Source organism: Proteiniclasticum sediminis, from assembly GCF_018128025.1.
GTDB classification, from domain to species: domain Bacteria; phylum Bacillota; class Clostridia; order Clostridiales; family Clostridiaceae; genus Proteiniclasticum; species Proteiniclasticum sediminis.
Map to the genome: position 1 here is coordinate 24,002 of NZ_JAGSCS010000013.1, position 17,667 is coordinate 41,668.

17 protein-coding genes and 1 tRNA gene are annotated in these 17,667 nt (G+C 52.5%); 8 read left to right on the forward strand and 10 right to left on the reverse strand.

Annotation, left to right across the window (positions count from 1 at the left end; all coding sequences use genetic code 11):
• Positions 1–48 precede the first annotated feature (48 nt).
• Together KCG48_RS09945 and KCG48_RS09950 are read right to left on the reverse strand one after the other, a co-directional pair.
• Positions 49–1,284, reverse strand: coding sequence for a DUF4317 domain-containing protein (locus tag KCG48_RS09945; RefSeq protein WP_211801886.1), 1,236 nt, complete (start codon positions 1,282–1,284; stop codon positions 49–51).
• Positions 1,285–1,356: 72 nt separating this feature from the next.
• Positions 1,357–3,348, reverse strand: a complete 1,992-nt coding sequence (locus tag KCG48_RS09950; RefSeq protein ID WP_211801888.1) for an amylo-alpha-1,6-glucosidase — start codon at positions 3,346–3,348, stop codon at positions 1,357–1,359.
• 227 nt (positions 3,349–3,575) lie between these two features.
• On the opposite strand from KCG48_RS09950, the gene KCG48_RS09955 reads away from it, so the two are divergent.
• The gene (locus KCG48_RS09955; protein ID WP_211801890.1) at positions 3,576–3,950 is read left to right on the forward strand and encodes a desulfoferrodoxin family protein; all 375 of its coding nucleotides are present in this window, start codon (positions 3,576–3,578) and stop codon (positions 3,948–3,950) included.
• Positions 3,951–4,165: 215 nt separating this feature from the next.
• Here KCG48_RS09955 and KCG48_RS09960 read toward each other — a convergent pair.
• The 3 genes from KCG48_RS09960 to argS all read right to left on the reverse strand — a co-directional run bounded on the left by KCG48_RS09960 (position 4,166) and on the right by argS (position 6,895).
• A tRNA-Val gene (locus KCG48_RS09960) sits at positions 4,166–4,241 on the reverse strand.
• An 82-nt stretch (positions 4,242–4,323) separates the two neighbouring features.
• A complete protein-coding gene (locus tag KCG48_RS09965; protein ID WP_211801892.1) occupies positions 4,324–5,154 on the reverse strand; it encodes a hypothetical protein in 831 nt (276 codons plus the stop codon).
• Between the two features lie 55 nt (positions 5,155–5,209).
• A complete protein-coding gene (gene argS, locus KCG48_RS09970; protein ID WP_211801894.1) occupies positions 5,210–6,895 on the reverse strand; it encodes an arginine--tRNA ligase in 1,686 nt (561 codons plus the stop codon).
• Between the two features lie 257 nt (positions 6,896–7,152).
• On the opposite strand from argS, the gene KCG48_RS09975 reads away from it, so the two are divergent.
• Genes KCG48_RS09975 through KCG48_RS09985 form a run of 3 tightly spaced genes read left to right on the forward strand, consistent with a single transcriptional unit; the run spans position 7,153 to position 10,094 of the window.
• Positions 7,153–8,676, forward strand: a complete 1,524-nt coding sequence (locus KCG48_RS09975; RefSeq protein ID WP_211801896.1) for a Ppx/GppA phosphatase family protein — start codon at positions 7,153–7,155, stop codon at positions 8,674–8,676.
• Positions 8,677–8,695: 19 nt separating this feature from the next.
• Positions 8,696–9,571 (forward strand): DUF2156 domain-containing protein, encoded by an 876-nt coding sequence (locus tag KCG48_RS09980; RefSeq protein ID WP_211801897.1) that lies wholly within the window; start codon positions 8,696–8,698, stop codon positions 9,569–9,571.
• A gap of 22 nt (positions 9,572–9,593) precedes the next feature.
• Positions 9,594–10,094, forward strand: coding sequence for a redoxin domain-containing protein (locus tag KCG48_RS09985; protein ID WP_211801899.1), 501 nt, complete (start codon positions 9,594–9,596; stop codon positions 10,092–10,094).
• Positions 10,095–10,217: 123 nt separating this feature from the next.
• Here KCG48_RS09985 and KCG48_RS09990 read toward each other — a convergent pair whose 3' ends face one another.
• Positions 10,218–10,607, reverse strand: a complete 390-nt coding sequence (locus KCG48_RS09990; protein ID WP_211801901.1) for a hypothetical protein — start codon at positions 10,605–10,607, stop codon at positions 10,218–10,220.
• 10 nt (positions 10,608–10,617) lie between these two features.
• Entirely contained in the window at positions 10,618–11,256 is a 639-nt protein-coding gene (gene trmB, locus KCG48_RS09995; RefSeq protein WP_211801909.1) for a tRNA (guanosine(46)-N7)-methyltransferase TrmB, read from the reverse strand.
• Positions 11,257–11,560: 304 nt separating this feature from the next.
• Here trmB and KCG48_RS10000 point away from each other — a divergent pair, with 304 nt between their 5' ends.
• On the forward strand, positions 11,561–12,184 hold the full coding sequence (locus KCG48_RS10000; RefSeq protein WP_211801911.1) for a hypothetical protein: 624 nt from the start codon (positions 11,561–11,563) through the stop codon (positions 12,182–12,184).
• Positions 12,185–12,229: 45 nt separating this feature from the next.
• Here KCG48_RS10000 and KCG48_RS10005 read toward each other — a convergent pair whose 3' ends face one another.
• A complete protein-coding gene (locus tag KCG48_RS10005) occupies positions 12,230–13,180 on the reverse strand; it encodes an L-lactate dehydrogenase (RefSeq protein ID WP_211801919.1) in 951 nt (316 codons plus the stop codon).
• 239 nt (positions 13,181–13,419) lie between these two features.
• On the opposite strand from KCG48_RS10005, the gene rocF reads away from it, so the two are divergent.
• Positions 13,420–14,331 carry an arginase gene (gene rocF / locus KCG48_RS10010; RefSeq protein ID WP_211801922.1) on the forward strand — a complete coding sequence of 304 codons (912 nt, stop codon included), beginning with the start codon at positions 13,420–13,422 and terminating at the stop codon, positions 14,329–14,331.
• A gap of 54 nt (positions 14,332–14,385) precedes the next feature.
• On the opposite strand, the gene KCG48_RS10015 is transcribed toward rocF, so the two are convergent.
• Positions 14,386–15,747 carry an MATE family efflux transporter gene (locus KCG48_RS10015; protein ID WP_211801924.1) on the reverse strand — a complete coding sequence of 454 codons (1,362 nt, stop codon included), beginning with the start codon at positions 15,745–15,747 and terminating at the stop codon, positions 14,386–14,388.
• A gap of 150 nt (positions 15,748–15,897) precedes the next feature.
• Here KCG48_RS10015 and rd point away from each other — a divergent pair, with 150 nt between their 5' ends.
• Both rd and KCG48_RS10025 read left to right on the forward strand, forming a co-directional pair.
• Complete coding sequence (gene rd, locus KCG48_RS10020; RefSeq protein ID WP_207598402.1) at positions 15,898–16,059, forward strand: rubredoxin; 162 nt, start codon at positions 15,898–15,900, stop codon at positions 16,057–16,059.
• Positions 16,060–16,129: 70 nt separating this feature from the next.
• Complete coding sequence (locus KCG48_RS10025) at positions 16,130–16,723, forward strand: GNAT family N-acetyltransferase (protein ID WP_211801926.1); 594 nt, start codon at positions 16,130–16,132, stop codon at positions 16,721–16,723.
• Between the two features lie 150 nt (positions 16,724–16,873).
• Here the strand turns inward: KCG48_RS10025 and pflA are convergent, their stop codons facing one another.
• A complete protein-coding gene (gene pflA / locus KCG48_RS10030) occupies positions 16,874–17,641 on the reverse strand; it encodes a pyruvate formate-lyase-activating protein (protein WP_269142437.1) in 768 nt (255 codons plus the stop codon).
• Positions 17,642–17,667 lie beyond the last annotated feature (26 nt).

The window sequence follows — 17,667 nt, forward strand, 5'->3', positions numbered from 1 at the left end:
AAGGATGGTTTTTCGCGTTTATTCAAACTTATTGGGGTCCACTGCACCCTAGAGAAGGTTGGGCTCCCCATTGACGGCGGCCTGCTCATCCTCCATGAGGGGGATGACAATGCACCTTTGCCCGTCGATGATCTGGGCTTTGATCTGGGCCACCTTTTCCGGCTTCACCTGCAGGTTCACCGCGAACTCCGCTGCCGGATCCTCCTTCAGCGCTGCCGTTTCTTCCAGCTTCGTTCGCAGGGTCTCCACCTGGTGGCGAAGATCCTGTTCTTTTTTCCGCTCCTCGTGCTTTTTCACCAGCTTCTGATCCAGCATGCGCTGAGCAAAGGGCAGTTCCTTCCCAAAGTACTCGCCATAGATTTCCCCGAGCTTTTCCACGGTCTCTTCCGATGCGCCGGCATCGGAAAGAAGATCCTGGAAATGATCATGGGTCAGCACCAAAGGCTCTTCCTCCGCGGAGCCGTGGGTGGTTTCGTATTCCTCCAGGAAACCCTGGAGGCTGTCCTGGACTTCCAGGAGGAGATTTTCCGCCTCCTCCTCCGAGCCTACCACTTCCTGGATGACGCTGTGAAGCATTTCTCGCTGCAGGGCTGTGGTCTGCTTGGAATCGCAGCCCAGCACCTCTTCCATGATTTCCGGCTGGGGATCCTTGGGATTTTTCGTGTAGTACAGCACTTCATGGACATTGCTGCTGCGGTCGGTGAACGCCGGGAAAAGGAATCCCTGGGCAGGGGCTTCCACCATCCAGTCCCGATCACGCACCCGCATTTTCTTTTCCTCATCCTTGTAGTGAAGCCCTGGTTCGGAGAGGGTCACCGGACAGATGGCGCAAAGCACGTAGGCATAGGTTTCCTCCGACTCATCCAGCTTCAGGTTGTCACTGGTGCGTTTCATCACGTCATAGGCATCATGATACAGGAGGATCAGAAAATTGCCCGTATGCCCATAATGGGCGATAACGGACTGGTAAAACTCCTCCAGCAGGGCATCGTCCTTCAGTTCGCTGCTTTTCAGCTGCATGAGGAAGGTCTGTTTTTCATTATGGTAGCCTTCTCCCCGGTGAAACTCCAAATCCAGGAGGTTGTTTCCTAAAGCTCCGGACAGGACTTTCTTGGCGATATCCAGATACTTATGGAGTTCCGACTCCTCCAGGTTGAGAAACGTCTCCCGATAAGTGGTTACAATCTGCTTTTCGCCATTGACGTAGCAGCCGGTGACGCGGCTGAAGGTGCACTGATCTTTCTTGTATCGTTTTTTGATTTCCAGGATTTCTTTATGTTTCACTCATCATTCTCCTCTGGTCTCTTCATGGTGGCTTCAAAGGTCCATTATACCATCGAATGGAAAAACGAGATTTCAGACTTCTTTTTCCGCCAAGGCTTCGGCGGTTTGCTTCCGAAGGATCTCTTCGGCAGCTTTCAGCGCTCGGAGAAGTTCCCCCACGCTCCAGGCCTGGGCAAAGCACCCCTTGGATACGGTGGGCGCAAGCCCGTCAAAGATTTCGGCAATCTGTCCAATGCAGCCTTCCTGCAGCGTCCCCTCCAGCATGGAGAGGTCCGCCATCACCGCCGCTGCCGCTTTTGCGGTGAACCCGTGGACCTTGAGGTAGGCTAGATAATAGGCGCCCAAAGGAAATGCCCACACGGTGCCCTGATGGTATGCCGTATCCCGATCCCACAGGGAACCGCCGTAGAAGGGTTTGAACTCCGGATCCTTGGGCGACAGGGAGCGAAGGCCATAGGGCGTGTAGAGCTCTTCAAAAACCTTCCGAACTACTTGTTTTTCCCGCTGGGGATCCAGCATGCCAAAGGGCAGGGATACCGCCCAGATCTGATTGGGTCTCACCTGAGCATCATAGGGATTACCCGAAACCACATCATATAGGCAGCCCTTTTCCCCATTCCAGAATTTTTCCAGGAAGCTTTTTTTCACCCGGCCCGCCAGGTTCTCATAATCCTTAGCCCGGTCTTCCCCCTCCAGTAGCCGTTCAAAGTGAGCCATGGTCATGAGGGCGTTATACCAGTAGGCATTGATCTCCACTGGTTTTCCGTGCCTCGGTGTGGGCAGGACATCGCCTATGCGCACATCCATCCAGGTCACCTGCTCAAATCCCCCTCCGGCTTCCAGGAGCCCATCCTCATCCATGCGGATGTGGAAGTCCGTGCCTTTCTGGTACCAGTGCAGAATCTCTGCCATGACGGGCAGGGCCTCCCGGACGAAGTCCAGATCCTTAAACTCCTCATAGTAGGCGTGGAGGGCATAGATAAAGAGGAGCGACGCGTCCACGGTGTTGTACATGGGCGGCTTGTCCCCTTCAGGGAACATATTCGGCATGAGCCCTTGGTGGACATAGGCCATGAAGGTCCGGAAGATGCTTTCGCAGTCTGCTTTTCGTCCCGCGGCAATACCGCAGCCCAGAAGAGCGATCATGGTGTCCCGTCCCCAGTCCCCGAAGAAGGGATACCCCGCGATGATGGTTTTCCCTCCGGTGGATTCCCGGTCCACCACAAACTGGTCCGCCGCCCGGACCAGCTGCCGACCTAAGGCGGAGGTTATCCCAGCCTGGTCCTGAAGGTCTTTCTGCCGCTTAAGCTCCTCCCGGCGAAGGGTTTCCACGGATGCGGTCACGGGCTCCGTGCTGTAGATCAGGGATACCCGGCGGGTTTCGCCCTTTTCGAGGCGATAACGGAAACGGTGGTCGGAGAAAGCCTTCCCCACCGCTGACCGGTCATCCTTGGCGTCATCCTGGAAATAGAGATCCTCCTGCCAGGTTTCTCCTTCTAAAAGGAGCTCCCCGTCGCAGGCGAAATAGAGTTTTTGGCCATGGCGATGGATTTCCGATACCGTGACGTTTCCTTTTTCCCCGATCTTGGGCATTTCCCCCTTGGGCGTCATGCGCAGCCAGGGTTTCAGATCCACCACCACCGGTTCCTCTCCACCATTATGGAGAACATAATCCAGGGCCACCTGATTCCCCCCATGGGCCAGGAGAATGGTTTTTTCCAGCCTAAATCCCTGAACCTGATAGGTCCAATGGGGGAAGGGATTTACCTCAAAGCCCTGGAGATGGCGAAAGCCCTCCTGATTATGGGCATAGCCTACATATTCCTGAGAAAGAAGAGACACCGTCTTTCCCTCCCTATGGATCAGCTCCTCCACATTGCTCACCATCTGAACCCAGTTATTCGGGGCCTTGACGGAAGCCATGAGAAGCACCTGCTCCTGGCGTGCGCTGGATCCGATCATGGTAAGGCAGCTGTATCCTCCTTTTTCGTTGGTGAGCAGATAGCATTTTTCCTGCCCCCGACGCAGCGTATTCCAGTCCTGGCGTCCAAATACAAACTTCATTCTGTCCTCCTCGAGGGGATTCCCTCTTCTTCTTTTCTTTCTTCATGGTGTCATTGATCGAGCTTAAAGTCAATGAGGCAAGGACTCTACGCCCGAGAACATCTTTCTGGGTTTCCCCGGTGTGCCCTCATGAACTCTTTGTTAATGCGCTATACAATTTTCCGGCATTGATATACAATAACGATACGGGGATGAAAACCTGCAATATCAATCAAGGGGGTAAAAAAATGGCTAATGTTGTGTTTTATCGTTGCGCAGTCTGCGGAAATCTGGTGGCGCTCATTCGTAAGGGGGGCGGAACACTGGTGTGCTGCGGTCAGGAAATGGAAAAACTGGAGCCCAATACCACCGATGCCGCTACAGAGAAGCATGTACCCTTCGTGGTAAGAGAAGACGGAAAACTGAACGTCCAGGTGGGATCTACGATCCACCCCATGCTCGATGCCCATTTTATTGAATGGATCGCTCTGGAATCCGGAGATCGCCTGGAAGTGGTCCATCTGAAGCCCGGCATGGAGCCGAAGGCAGAGTTTGCCGATGTCTCGGAAGGAACAGTTTATGAATACTGTAACCTCCACGGACTCTGGAAAACCGATCTCTAAAATTCACAAAAGCAGCCCCCGGGCTGCTTTTCTCGTTTCACCCATTTCTCTCCTAAAGCAAAAACCGGTTCGCAAGAGCCGGTTTTTGCTTTATCCCAGGGAAGTCTTCCCAAAGCCCCCGTCACAGACAGCGGTTGAGCTCCATCTGCCGGGCTAACCTATGGATTATCAAATAAAAATCCCGTCTGTCCGGGAAGACAAACGGGATTTTCTCGTGGTAGGACGAACAGGACTTGAACCTGCGACTTCCACCATGTGACGGTGGCACTCTCCCAGCTGAGTTATCGCCCCAGAGAAGATACTCCTATTATAGTCCCTGAACCCGCATTAATGCAAGAATTCTCCACGATCTTTTTTGAAAACCTGAAAAAAGCTACTCCACGGGAATAAAGCCTAAAGCCTCTTTCGTGACCCCGTCAAGAATGACAAAGGCAAACTGATGGCTGGAGGAGTCCCCCAAGACCACGCCAAAATCATCCCCATCCAGAGGCCTCCAGGTCTCTCCCTGCCCCCAGTACTCCATGCCCGGCATAGCCGAGAGCTCCCGAAATTCCACTTGCATGGGGTCAATGCGGTCTTTTCCTTCCCAGGGCTGATGCTGTACAAACTGCCAGGCGGAAAGGATCGCCTGACGCTCCTCCATGGAGAGTTGCTGCCGACGGGAGATCCGGTCCTGAATCCGCTTTTCGAGAATTTCCAGCTCCCTGGATTCGGAAAAAGACGAAAGGGTTCCCTGGATTCGCCGGGAGAAAAGTGTTTTCAGATCCTGGGCATAGTCTGCCCCATCCCGAGGCACCTCATGGCCTGTGACCCTGAATCCGGCATCCCCTTTAGCCGTCCAGAGGACAACGGGAAGGGACACCCCCTGGTTGATCTCGGCCTCTTTTGTCATGGCCACCCCTTCCACCAGAGCCCAGACCTCCATTTTTCCGGAGAGTTCGTCTCGGTGAAGCACCTTCACGGCAGCAAAAACTTCCCCGGCATCCTCTCCTTGAAGGAGTACCCGAGACAGATAATTTTCCACCACCAGACGCTCTTCGTCGGAGATGTTTTGATTGACGGTGCAGCCCGTTAGGGGAAGCAAAAGGAGGAGGAAGATAAAAAGACACAGGGTAACTTTGCGCATATCATTCTCCCGGGCATACCGCCCATGCTGATGAAGGGATAACCGACAAAAGTGGAAGCTGCGAAAAAACTCATCCAAGATCTAATTTCTCCATAGAGGAACTGCCCCTTTGCAGCGCAAAGAGGCAGTTAATTTACATTTCTTCCACGGTTTCGATGCCCAGGAGTGCCAGGGCATTCTTGATCACCGCGGTGGTGGCCTGGACCAGAAGGAGTCTTGCCTTCTTCACCGCAGGCTCTGCGGAATTGATGGGACAGTTGTTGTAGAACTTATTGAAGTCCTTCGCCACCTGGATGACATACCGGGTGAGGATGGAGGGCTCATACTTTTCTGCCGCTGCCCCAATGGCCGCTTCAAAGCCTGCAAGGGTTTTGGCCAGCTCAAACTCCACGGCAGAGCTCAGCACCGTGAGATCGGCCTCATTCACCGCCTCATTCTTGCGCAAAATGCTCTTTCCTCGGGCATAGGTGTACTGAACATAGGGACCGGTTTCTCCGTCGAAGGAAAGAATTTCACTCCAGTCGAAGATGATGTCCTTTTCCCGGGAATTTTTGAGGTAGGTAAAGATGATGGCGCCTATGCCCACCTTCTTGGCGGTATCATCCTTGTTCTCCAGATTGGGATTCTTTTCCAGGATGATCTGCTTGGCTGTCTCCACAGCTTCCTTGAGAAGATCATCCAGAAGCACCACATCGCCTTTTCGGCTGGACATCATTTTGCCCGGGAACTTCACCAATCCAAAGCCCACATGGACACAATCCTTGGCCCAGTCAAAACCGGCCAGCTCCAGGGTCTTGAAGACCTGTTTGAAGTGCAGAGCCTGGGGGGTGCCCACGACGTAAATATTTTTATGGAAATCATAGGTTTCTTTTCGGAAAATGGCTGCCGCCAAATCACGGGTGGCATAGATGGTGGCTCCGTCGGCCTTCTTGATGATGGTGGGCGGCATGTTGAAGTCCTCCAGCATGACGACCTGGGCTCCATTGCTTTCGGTGAGGATCCCCTTGTCCTTCAAAAGATCCACCACGGCATCCATTTTATCGGAATAGAAGCTTTCTCCCGCATAGGAATCAAACTCCACCCCTAGCTCCTCGTACACGCGGTTGAACACATGAAGGGAAAGCTCACGGAACTGCTTCCACAGCTCCACCTCGTAGGGTTTTCCATCCTCCAGATTCTTGAAGTGCATTCTTGCCTCGTCATTGAGGGAGGGATCCAGCTCCGCTTCCTCGTGGAACTTCACGTAAATCCGGTTCAGCTCCTCAATGGGGGATTCTTCCAGCTTGGTAAGATCCACCCAGCGCTCGTAGCCGCTGATGAGTTTTCCAAACTGCGTTCCCCAATCGCCCAGATGATTGATCCGGACCACCTCATAGCCTTGTTTCCCGTAGATTTTACTCAGGGAATTGCCGATGACGGTGGTGAAAAGATGCCCCACATGGAAGGGCTTGGCAATATTGGGCGATGAGTACTCCACAATGATGCGCTTGTTTTCCCCCAGGGCTGTGGTGCCATAGGTTTCTCCCTGGCTGAGCACGGTTTCCACCGTATCCTTCAGAAAAGCCTGCTGATTCAGGAAGAAGTTCACATAGGGGCCCATGACTTCAATTCTTTCCACGGCATCCAGATGAAGCTTCTCTTTCAGCTCTGTGGCAATGCTGTTGGGGGCCTTTCTCAGGGTTTTGGCCAATTGGAAGCAGGGAAAAGCGTAGTCCCCCATCTCCGCCCTTGGCGGTATTTCAAGGAGCCTTTCGACATCCTCCTTGCTGATTTCCAAAGCGCCGGAAATGCCGGTGGCGATTAAATCTTTATAATCCAATGCTTTACCTCCTCCAGGTATCGGATGCTCCCTCGCGAAGCACCCCTGTTTTCCCATTTATTTTACTACACCCCGAGGTTCAAGTCCACACCGGCCTGATCTTGCGTTGTTTCTTTCCCTTGGATGGCCTTATGTTCCTGGAATTATGGTCACTCTTTCCCTGGGGAAGGAGCCCTCCGCCTCTGGAATTTCCTGTTGTCCTTGCCCATTTGGTGTATAATAAGGGTGACTGAAATCTCAGGAAAAGAGGGAATGAAATGGAGAATCTGGCACTTATTTATGTAGGCGGAAACACCACCCGATTCGCCCTATGGCAAATCAATGACGACCGCAGCTACCGGCTGTTGGAGTCTTATAAAGAAACCCTGAAGCTCGGCAGGGATACCATGGAAGAATATCTCATCCCCGAGCCCAAAATTGATCGGCTCGTGAACATCATCCGCAATTTTCGGGAATTTGCGGAATCGCTGAACGCCGATAAAATCTTTGTGATCCTTTCGGAGTTCTTTGCCCGCATCGACAATAAGGAGCAGATCCGCCTCCGCCTCCAGGCCGAAGCCGGGGTGGAAGCCATTGAACTCACCAGCGAGGAAGAACTGAGCCTGGATTACCTCGCCATCATCAATGCCATGCGCATCCGGAACTCCCTCATTGTGGACATTGCCGGTGGCTCCACTCAGCTGGCCTGGGTGAAGGATGGGCAGCTCATGGAATCCTATCTTTTGCCCATGGGCACCCTGACGCTCACTGCGAAATTCCATCTGGAAGAGATCGTATCCCAAGAAGCCCACCTGGCCCTGGATGCCCTCCTCTCCTCGGAAATCGACAAAATCCCCTGGCTTCACAATCTTCTCTTCGAAGATCTGATCTTCGTGGGCGGTTCCGCCCGGGCCATCAGTAAAATCGACCGGAAAAAGCGCCGATATCCCATCAGCATCATCCATGAATACCCCATGCAGGATTTGGACATCAAGGCCATGTATACCAACTTCATGACCAAATCGTTAAAGCAGCGCTATACCATCGACGGACTGGACAAGGACCGGGCGGATATCCTTCCGGGAGCCTTGGCCATCGTCTATGCCCTCTTGAAAAAAACCGGCATTCAGCAGATCCGCATCAGCGGTGCGGGAATCCGGGAAGGGTTCCTCTTCAGCTATCTCACCCGAACCTATGGGGAAATGCCGGACATGCTGGATCGCTCCATTGACAACATCCTCTCCCGCCATAATGTGGACAAGGAAAAGGCCGAAAGACGCTATCAGCTGACCAAGGCGATTTATGAGGGCCTGAAGGGCGTTCATCGCCCCTGGGAAAACCTGGATGAAATCCTCAAAGTCAGCGCCAAACTCCGGGATGTGGGCCTTTCTGTACGTTTCTACAACCACAACCGGCACAATTTCTATATTGTCTCCAACTCCGAGCTCAATGGACTGGATCACCGGGAAGTGATCATGGCGGCCCTTACCGCATCCTTTGATCAGGGATTTTCCAAGGAAACCCCGCTTCTGGCTTTTGGGCAGATCATCAACCGCATGGACCTGGCCATGGTATACGACTTGGGAATCTGTGTCAGCATGGCGGAGAACCTCTTAAAGTCCGACAAGAAAACTGTGGTTTTCGATCATGCGGAGGTTACGCCGGAATGTGTAAAACTGGTCTTTAAGAGCGATGATCCCCTTCGCTTTGAGCTCCACGAAGTCATGAAACTTAACGAAACCTTCTGCTACCTCTATTCCCGTCCCTTGGACGTGGAAATTCTCCCCCTCCAAAGAAACTGACCCTTAAGGAGTGAACAACTTGCACTTTACGTCACTGGATAAGGAAAGCAAAGCGGTCTTCGACCGCTACCTCACCCCCTACCCCTTCCTGGCCTCCACCTACAGCTTCACCAATCTCTATATCTGGCGGAACAGCCAGAACCTGAAGTACCACGAAGACGGTGAGGCCCTCTATCTCTTGAAGGGACGGGAAAATCCCCTTCCCCTGCCTCCTCTAGTCCTCCCCGGAGGTGATCTCAAAGCCGCCTGCACGAAGCTTCTGGACGAAATGACCGCTCGGGGGCTTCCCCGCATCCTTCGGGATGCGGATCCGCGCCAAGTAAAGGCGCTGCGGGATCTGGGCTTTTCCTTCACCGCGGTACCTGACCGGGATAACTTCGAATATATCTACCTGGTGGAAAAGCTCCGCTCCCTCAGCGGAAAAGCGCTCCACGGGAAGAAGAACCATTACAACAACTTTATCCGAAACAACGACTATATCATCCGCTACGTGGAAGACTGCCGGGAGGAATGCCTGCAGCTGGCACGGCGCTGGTATGATGAAAGCGACCAGAATCCTGCCCTCCTGGAGGAACTGGAAGGAATCCGCTCTCTCCTTCTTGATCCGGCATTCTTTAACATCAAAGGCATCGCCGTCTTCATCGACGGCCAATGCCAAGCCTTCACCCTGATGGAAATCCTGAGTGACCAGGTGATCCTCAACCATATCGAGAAGGCAGAGAAAAAATTCAGCGGACTCTATGCCTTCCTCGCGAAAACCGCATTGGATGAGTTCGGCGAGGGCATCCTCTATACCAACCGCGAACAGGACATGGGGATTCCCGGACTGCGCAAGTCCAAGGAATCCTATAGCCCCGAGTTCCTTGAAGAGAAATACCGACTGATTTTTGACTGATTTATGGCAAAGGAGTGATTTCATGAACATTACCTTTAAAGGAAACGAAGTGCATCTTTACGGACAGCCCTTAAAGGCCGGAGATCTTTTTCCGGATTTCATGCTGACGGATCTGCAGTTCAATGATGTGGAGAGCGCGACTCTGGGTGGGCCAAAGGTCATTCTGACCCTGCCCTCTGCCGATGCATCCACCTCCACCCTGGAGCTTCTGACCCTCACCGACCGGCTGGAGAGCCATCCCGAGCTGACGGTCCTCGCTGTGTCCCTGGATCTCCCCTTTACCCTGAGAAAGTGGAACAAGGACAACGCTGGAGACTACATCACCCTTTACTCCGACAGCAAATTCCGCACCTTTGGCGAAATCACGGGCACCTATGTGGAAGAGCTGGGAATTCTTGCCCCCGCAGTGTTTGTGGTCGACGGGGCGAACCGGATCACTTATGTGGAGTATGTGCCGGAAATCAGCCATGAACCCAATTATGACCGGCTTCTGGAAGAAGCGGCGAAGACCGTCAAGGCCTGACCCTTTTCTCTATGTCCCGATTTCCCCTCCCGCTCTTTGGAGTCTTTGGGAGGGGTTTCCTTTTGCCCATGACTCTTGAGCGCAAAAAAAGAGCTTATGGCGGAAAAGCTCTTTTTAATCGCGCTAATTATAGAAATAATGGGTCTTGTAGTCCTTCATCTTCACGGGCAGCTCTTCCACCAGATCCTCCAGATAAACCGTGAGGAGGTAGTAAGCCGCCGCATTGGAGGCAATATAGTCATAGCCTGACTTTCCGAAGTAGAGTCCATCCTCGTCAAACCGAATGGCTACGCTGTCGATTTCCAGAAGGTCCCGGCGCGTTTCCTCCGTATAGCCCTGAAAGACTTCAATATTGTTTTCAAAAAAGACCGTGATCTGCTGGCGCTGTTCCTCATTCAGGTGGAACCGGAGCTCCACTTCCTCCTTGGGCACATCCAAATGCAGCACCTCGAAATCGCTGTAATAATTTCGGACAAACTTGACCAGATCTTCCTGGATTTCCTCGTAGTCCATGGTCCTCCCCCTATCCTTCAAAACGGAAGATACCGAACTTGATCTTCACCCCGAAAGAGCTGAATTTTTCCTCATACTCGGTTTTCACATTGTCTTCAAAGCCGCTCTCATGGAGGTCAAAGGTTCGATAGAGCTCCGTGAATCCTTCCTCCGCAAAGTACTCCAGGGAATGCTCGAAGAGTTCATCGTCATCGGTCTTGAACCAGATCTCCGCTCCGGGTTTCAGGAAGGTTTTATACTTCGTCAGGAACCGCGGATGGGTCAGACGCCGTTTGTTATGGGAAGCCTTCGGCCAGGGATTGCAGAAGTTGATGTAGATTTTGCTGACCTCACCGGTCCCAAAAACTTCTTCCACCCGCTCAATGAAGAGCGGTACAAACCGAACATTGGTCAGGCCTTTCTCGTTGGCCTTTCGAAGGGCAAAGACCAGCACCTCATCCTTGAGGTCAATGGCCACGTAGTTGATGTTGGGGTTGGCTTCGGCTTTTCTCGCCACAAACTGGCCTTTTCCGCAACCCAGTTCCAGATGGATGGGCTGATCATTGCCAAATACCTCCGACCATTTTCCCTTTTGTGTCCAGGCTTCAAAAACCGCCTTGCTGTCCTGCTCCATTTCCGGCCGAGCCCACCACTTTTTCCGTAATCTCATCCTATCACCTTTTCCTATTTCCATTACTCATACATGCCAGTATACAATATTTTCCCGTTTTTTTCACCCTTCCCCGGAAATTCCTCCCGGGTGCCTTTTGGCACTGCGCAAAGTAGCGCACCTGTTGAACTCTTCCAGGGGCTTGCCTTTTCCTGGAGAGGCTTCCCCGGAAATAGGGAGGTTCTAGAATCCCAAAAAGAACGGTAAAAAAATCGGCTTTCTTCCCAGAAATTTGACGGAAGTCATACTCTTCTTCACGGAAGTCAGGTATAATACTCCAGAAATCCTAATTCTGGAGGAAGATATGAAAGAAAAATTAGCCCCTATTCACTTTGTTCAATATAACCGAATTCATCTTCAGGAAACCCTGGAAAACCATCTGGTCAAGGCATTTTCCCTGGAAGATACCCACGCCCAGGCCATGGAACGGTTTGGTGCCCCTTCCCAGGAGGTAAGCCTGGAACTGCAGATCGATCTGGACAATATCCACGGCTGGCTGGAAGGTCACCTGGTGGCCAATGAGAAGCGCATCGCTCAATTGGTGAAAAAGGTTCTGGAATCCCAGGGAGAAGAAGCTCTCCAGGAGGCCTATGCTGCCTTTGGACAGGAACTGGGCCAGCGCTACGCGGGTTCCGTTTCCCTGAACTCTTCCCAGGAACTCTACCAGTTCATCACCACCGTGCTTTTGGATGGTATGCCCTGCGATAAGGTGAATCAGCTGGTGGAAGCCTCCGAGGATACCCTCGTCTGGCACGCCGTCCGGGATGTCCATGGCAAATACTATAATGAAGCCGGAGTTCATGACGGACTCTTCTACACCCTCCGGGAATCCTTCCTGGGTGGAGTACTTCAGGCGCTGGGCAGCTTCGCCTATTCCATCGAAGTGGAAGATGACGCCATCATCAACCAGGTCAAGATCCTGAATTAAGAAAAATGCCGTGGAGCGAAAAAGCGCTCCACGGCATTTGCATGTTTACAAACTGGAGTTTCGAAGTACGTCTTCCATGGTCCGGGCCGAGTCCATGAAACGTACCATTTCATCCTCAGCCAGAGGCACCTCCAGGACCTGGATCACGCCTTCCTTGCCCACGATGCTAGGAACGCCCAGATAGAGATCCTTCAGCCCAAACTCTCCCTGAAGGAGGGAGGATACGGTAAGGATGGACCGTTCATCCCCGGTGATGGCTTCACAGATTCTCCTTACCGCCAGGGCCACGGCGTAGTTGGTGTAGCCCTTAGTACTGATCATGGCATAGGCCGCATTTTTTACCCCTTCCGGAATCTTCGTCATGAAGTCCAGATCGGGTTTATTCTGATGGGTGATGCCCACATACTCCGCCATATTCACCCCTGCAATGCTGGTGAGGGACCAGGCGGCGATTTCGGAATCCCCGTGCTCCCCGATGATGTAGCCGTGGATGCTTCGGGCATCCACGTGGAGATGCTCGGCCAAAAGCGTACGGAACCGGGAGGTATCCAGGACCGTTCCTGACCCGATGACCCGCTCCGGGGGAAATCCAGAGAGTTTATAGGCCACATAGGAGAGGATGTCCACGGGATTGGAGACAATGAGGAGGATGGATTCCGGACTGTAGCGTACCACTTCCGGAATCAGGGACTTAAAGATATTGATGTTACGGTTGACCAGATCCAGCCGGGTCTCTCCAGGTTTTTGGGCTGCACCGGCCGTAATGACCACAATGTCGGATCCGGCCGTGTCGGCATAGGTTCCGGCGGTGACTTTCACCGGCCGGACAAAGGCGGCGCCGTGGGAAAGATCCATGGCCTCTCCGGCGGCTTTATTCTGATTCAGGTCCACGAGAACCAGCTCTTCGCAGATTCCCCCGAGCATCAGGGCATAAGCGGTGGTGGAACCCACAAATCCGGCACCCACCACTGAAATTTTTACATTTTTGAGTTTCATGATGTCCTCCTTTGAAACAAGATTGAGCTTTTATTATACGAGGAGATCATGAACTCCCTAGAAATAGAACGTGAGCATTTTGTGCCCTTTTCGCCCCGTTCCGTTGGGGAGAAGCCCCGCGCAAACCCTTGATTTTCGTAGGTTTATACAGGTTTTTGAATAAATATTTTATCCGTGAAAGAATAGTATTCAAGGGGCTTATGAGATATAATAGATTGAATTTACATGGAGGTGTATAAATGAAAATAGAACTGATCGGTTTTCCCATGTTCTACGGTTGCGACAGACCGGGAGTTGAACAAGGTCCGGACAAACTGAGAGCCCATGGTCTTGTGGAGATCTTTGAAAAGAATTTAAATCATGTGAATGATCGCGGGAATATAGAAGTTGAACAAGTGGGGACGGAAATGAAGTATGCTACTCATCCGTCCATGAAATATCTCAAACAGGTCGTCGCCGGCAATGAACATCTGGCCAAGGCCGTGGAAAACGCGCTTCGAAACGGACGTCTGCCCTTCACCGTGGGCGGGGATCATTCCCTGGGCCTGGGTTCCCTGGCGGGAGTCCACGGAGCCACGGAAGAGGATTTCGCCGTCATCTGGATCGACGCCCATGCGGATCTCAATGTGACAGAAACCTCCCCATCCGGAAATATCCACGGCATGCCCCTGGGCGCTTCCGCCGGCCTGGGTGATGAGATCCTCACCGCCCTCTACGAAAAAGGACAGAAAGTGAAGCCCGAGAACATCTACATCCTGGGCCTTCGCAGTGTGGATGAGGGCGAAGAAGTCATCATCCGCGAGCAGGGTATTAAGATCTGGCGCATGACGGACATCAAGGAAAAAGGCATGGCTGCAGTGATCCAGGAGCTCCTTTCGGCATTGAAAGAAAGCCAGGTCCAGCATGTGCATCTGTCCTACGACATCGATTCCCTGGACAAGACTCTGGTCCCCGGCACCGGGACTCCCGTAGAAGACGGCCTGGGCATCGAAGAGAGCCAGGACCTCATCCGGGCCATTCTCGGCACGAAGCTGGTGGGCAGCATTGATTTTGTGGAGTTCAATCCGGTCATTGATCGGGAGAACCGAACCCTCAACTCTTGCCTCACCATGCTGGAAACCTTCGCCCAGGAACTGGGAAAACAGAACTAAAATAACCTATAAAACAAGGGATGTCCTCTATTTTCGAGGGCATCCCTTGTTGATTTAAATGATCCGCCGAATCCATTTCTGGGATTTGTAACGGGGATAACAGAGGAGGAACTTCACCAGCTCCTCGGCAAAGCTCGTGAGGAGCACCCACTCCACGGGAAGACGGAAATAGAGGGCTGCCAGGGAGACCATGGGCACCCCCACCAGCCAGAGGCTGGACACTTCCGCAAAGAGGGAGTAGCGGGTATCACCGCCGCCGCGAAAGAGCCCCACCACAAAGAGCACATTGAGAAAACGCACCGGCACGATGAAACACACTAAAGTCAAAAGCTTCGTCGTGGTCACCCGAGTGGTTTCCTCCAGGCTGTAGAGGGAAAGGATCGGGCCCTTCAAGAGAAAGAGAAGGCTTCCCGTGACGAGGCCCGCCATGACCGTGAGCCGGATGATCCGACGGGCATAGTCTTTCACCAGCGCCAAGTTTCCCTTGCCAATCTGATTTCCTGTGATAATAGCTGCGGCATTACAGATGCCGAAGGAGAATACATAAAACAGCTGGGTGATGGTGTTCTGGATCTGGATGGCGGCAAAGGAAGATACACCGAGTTTGGAATAGGAATAATTGTAGACCATGATGCCCAGAGACCAGAACGTCTCATTGAGAATCACCGGCGAAGCCACGAGAAGGTACTTTTTCAGATTCTCCCGGTTGAAGGAGAGGAGCTCCTTCAGCTGGGCATTGAGAATATTGCTTTTGATAAATACCACATAGAAGAGAATGGCAAACTCCAGCACCCGGGCAATGAGGGTGGCCAGGGCCGCCCCGCGGACTTCCCACCGGGGAAAGCCCAGTTTGCCGTTGATCATGCCATAATTTAGGATGGTATTCGTGCTTAGACCCACAATGCTGGACACCATGGGGATCATGGCCTGTCCTGTAGCCCGGAGGGCGAAGATCATGGTGAAGGACAGGTTGTTCAGCACATAGGAAAAGCCCACGATGCGCAGGTAGTTCACCGACTCCTGAAGCACCAGGGGATTATCGGAGTACAGGGCCATGATCCGCTCCGGCACGAAAATAGCCAGGAGGGAAAAAAGGAGGGCAATCCCCGTCCCCAGGAGGAAGGTCATCCCGAAATATTTCCGAAACATTTTATAATCCTTGCTGCCGTGGGACTGGGAGAAAAAGATGGCGCCCCCGCTGTTCAGTCCAAAAGACATGAGATTGAACAGGAAAAAGAGCTGATTGGCCTGCCCCACAGCGGCGATGGCCTCTTCCCCCAAATTTCCGATCATCAGGTTGTCCACCATGTTCAGGGAGGAGGACAGGAAATTCTGAATGATGATGGGAATGGCAATGGTCAGGAGCAACTTATAAAAATGATCCTTAGGGATCTTCAATGGTTCTTCATTCTGCATAAATTCACCTCTCAAGCCTCTAGTATACAGGATGACGCGGTTTTTTAACATATTTATTGTCTAAAAATCTATTGAAAGAGACTCCGAGGTACCTTATAATCAGAGTAGGTTATGATTTGCTATAACACTATTATAACAGGAGGGAATATGATGAAGAGTTATGTTTGCTTAGTATGCGGCTATGTTTACGATCCCGCCGTAGGCGATGAAGACAACGGAATCGCCCCAGGAACAAGCTTCGAAGATCTACCTGAGGATTGGGTTTGCCCGCTGTGTGGCGTTGGTAAGGACCAGTTCGAGGTCGAAGAGTAAGACACCCAGAGGACATCTCCCCGAGATGTCCTTTTTCTTTCCCATTATTGATGAAGGAGAAATACAGAACATGGATATCATCATCCGACATGAGGAAGAGGAAGACTACCTTCAGGTGGAGAACCTCATCCGGGAAGCCTTCTACAATATCTACAAGCCCGGCTGCGAGGAACATCTCATCGCCCACCGCCTTCGGCAGAGTGAAGCCTTCGTGCCTGAACTGGATCTTTTGGTGACCCTGGATGACGAAATCATCGGCCAGATTCTCTACACCCGGGCTCGGGTGGAAGATGAAGACGGCCATAACCATACCGTCCTCTGCTTCGGTCCGGTTTCGGTACACCCTCGGCATCAGAAACGGGGAGTGGGACGAAAGCTCATCGAGACCTCCATGGACCTGGCCTGGGCCCTGGGGTACAAGGGCATTGTCCTCTATGGCAGCCCCCTTTACTACCATCAGTTTGGGTTTAAGGATGCCTCTGCCTTTGGGATCACCACCGAGGAAGGCGAGAATTTTGAAGCCTTCATGGCCGTGGAACTGAAACCAGGGGCTTTAGATGGAGTCCATGGAAGGTTTTACCCGGATCCCGCCTTTACCGTCACCCCCGAGGACGTGGTCGAATTTGAGCGAAGCCGCGCCTTCCCCGACCTAGCCCAAGACTGACCTGGGATCGTTGAGAAGAATCCGCAGGGCCAAAAGCAAGCTCCCCCTTGCCTTTTCTCCTAGGAAAAGGCAAAGGGGAGCTCTTTTTGTGCAATCAAAAGGGGACCGAACGCTGTTTCAGGCTTTCGGTCCCCTGGTCTTGTCTGGAGTTTAGCCGATGCGCTGGGCAACGAACTCGTCTTTTTTCCCGACAGAAGTGAAATCCTCTCCCAGTTCGGCAAAAAGCAGATCCGATAATTCCCGCGTACGCTCCCGGTTCATGGGCTCCACGCCCTCCAGCTTATACTTGATGTTCATGGACTCATATTTATTTTCACCCAGGGTGTGGTAGGGCAGAAGCTCTACCTTTTCCACCTGGGATAGGGTTTTTATCTTTGCCGCCAGACTGCGGATATGGTCTTCCCCGTCGGTGATGCCTGGCACCACCACGTGGCGGATCCACATTTTCACACCTGCCTGCTGACAGGCTTCCAGGAAGCGCTTGGACTTGTCTTCCTTCTGTCCGGTGACAAAGAGATACTGCTTGGGGTCCTCGTGCTTGATATCAAAAAGTACCAGATCGGTGTAGCTCAAGATTTCCTCATAGTCCCCAAAACCGTACCCTGCTGTATCCAGCGTGGTATGAATTCCCATATCCTTGGACAGCTTCAGGCATTCCAGAAGAAATTCCGGCTGCAGGAGGGGTTCTCCACCGGAGAAGGTGACGCCTCCGCCTGATTTTTCGAAGTAGGGTCGATAGCGCTTGATTTTTTTCATAAGATCAGCAGCTTCCATCTGTTCCCCTGCTCCCATCTGCCAAGTGTCGGGGTTGTGGCAGTAAAGACATCGAAGCTTGCAGCCCTGCAGAAACACAACACTGCGGATTCCGGGTCCGTCAACCAGTCCCATGCTTTCAATTGAATGAATTCTTCCCTTCAATGTCTTTACACCCCTTTATGGTTTAT

Bases quoted from the DNA above. Each gene is read 5' to 3' on its own strand.
- KCG48_RS09950 (WP_211801888.1), bottom strand. From the start codon at position 3,348: ATGAAGTTTGTATTTGGACGCCAGGACTGGAATACGCTGCGTCGGGGG.
- KCG48_RS10025 (WP_211801926.1), top strand. From the start codon at position 16,130: ATGGATATCATCATCCGACATGAGGAAGAGGAAGACTACCTTCAGGTG.
- rocF (WP_211801922.1), top strand. From the start codon at position 13,420: ATGAAAATAGAACTGATCGGTTTTCCCATGTTCTACGGTTGCGACAGA.
- KCG48_RS09955 (WP_211801890.1), top strand. From the start codon at position 3,576: ATGGCTAATGTTGTGTTTTATCGTTGCGCAGTCTGCGGAAATCTGGTG.
- KCG48_RS10000 (WP_211801911.1), top strand. From the start codon at position 11,561: ATGAAAGAAAAATTAGCCCCTATTCACTTTGTTCAATATAACCGAATT.
- rd (WP_207598402.1), top strand. From the start codon at position 15,898: ATGAAGAGTTATGTTTGCTTAGTATGCGGCTATGTTTACGATCCCGCC.
- KCG48_RS09990 (WP_211801901.1), bottom strand. From the start codon at position 10,607: ATGGACTACGAGGAAATCCAGGAAGATCTGGTCAAGTTTGTCCGAAAT.
- KCG48_RS10015 (WP_211801924.1), bottom strand. From the start codon at position 15,747: ATGCAGAATGAAGAACCATTGAAGATCCCTAAGGATCATTTTTATAAG.
- trmB (WP_211801909.1), bottom strand. From the start codon at position 11,256: ATGAGATTACGGAAAAAGTGGTGGGCTCGGCCGGAAATGGAGCAGGAC.
- KCG48_RS09985 (WP_211801899.1), top strand. From the start codon at position 9,594: ATGAACATTACCTTTAAAGGAAACGAAGTGCATCTTTACGGACAGCCC.
- KCG48_RS10005 (WP_211801919.1), bottom strand. From the start codon at position 13,180: ATGAAACTCAAAAATGTAAAAATTTCAGTGGTGGGTGCCGGATTTGTG.
- KCG48_RS09975 (WP_211801896.1), top strand. From the start codon at position 7,153: ATGGAGAATCTGGCACTTATTTATGTAGGCGGAAACACCACCCGATTC.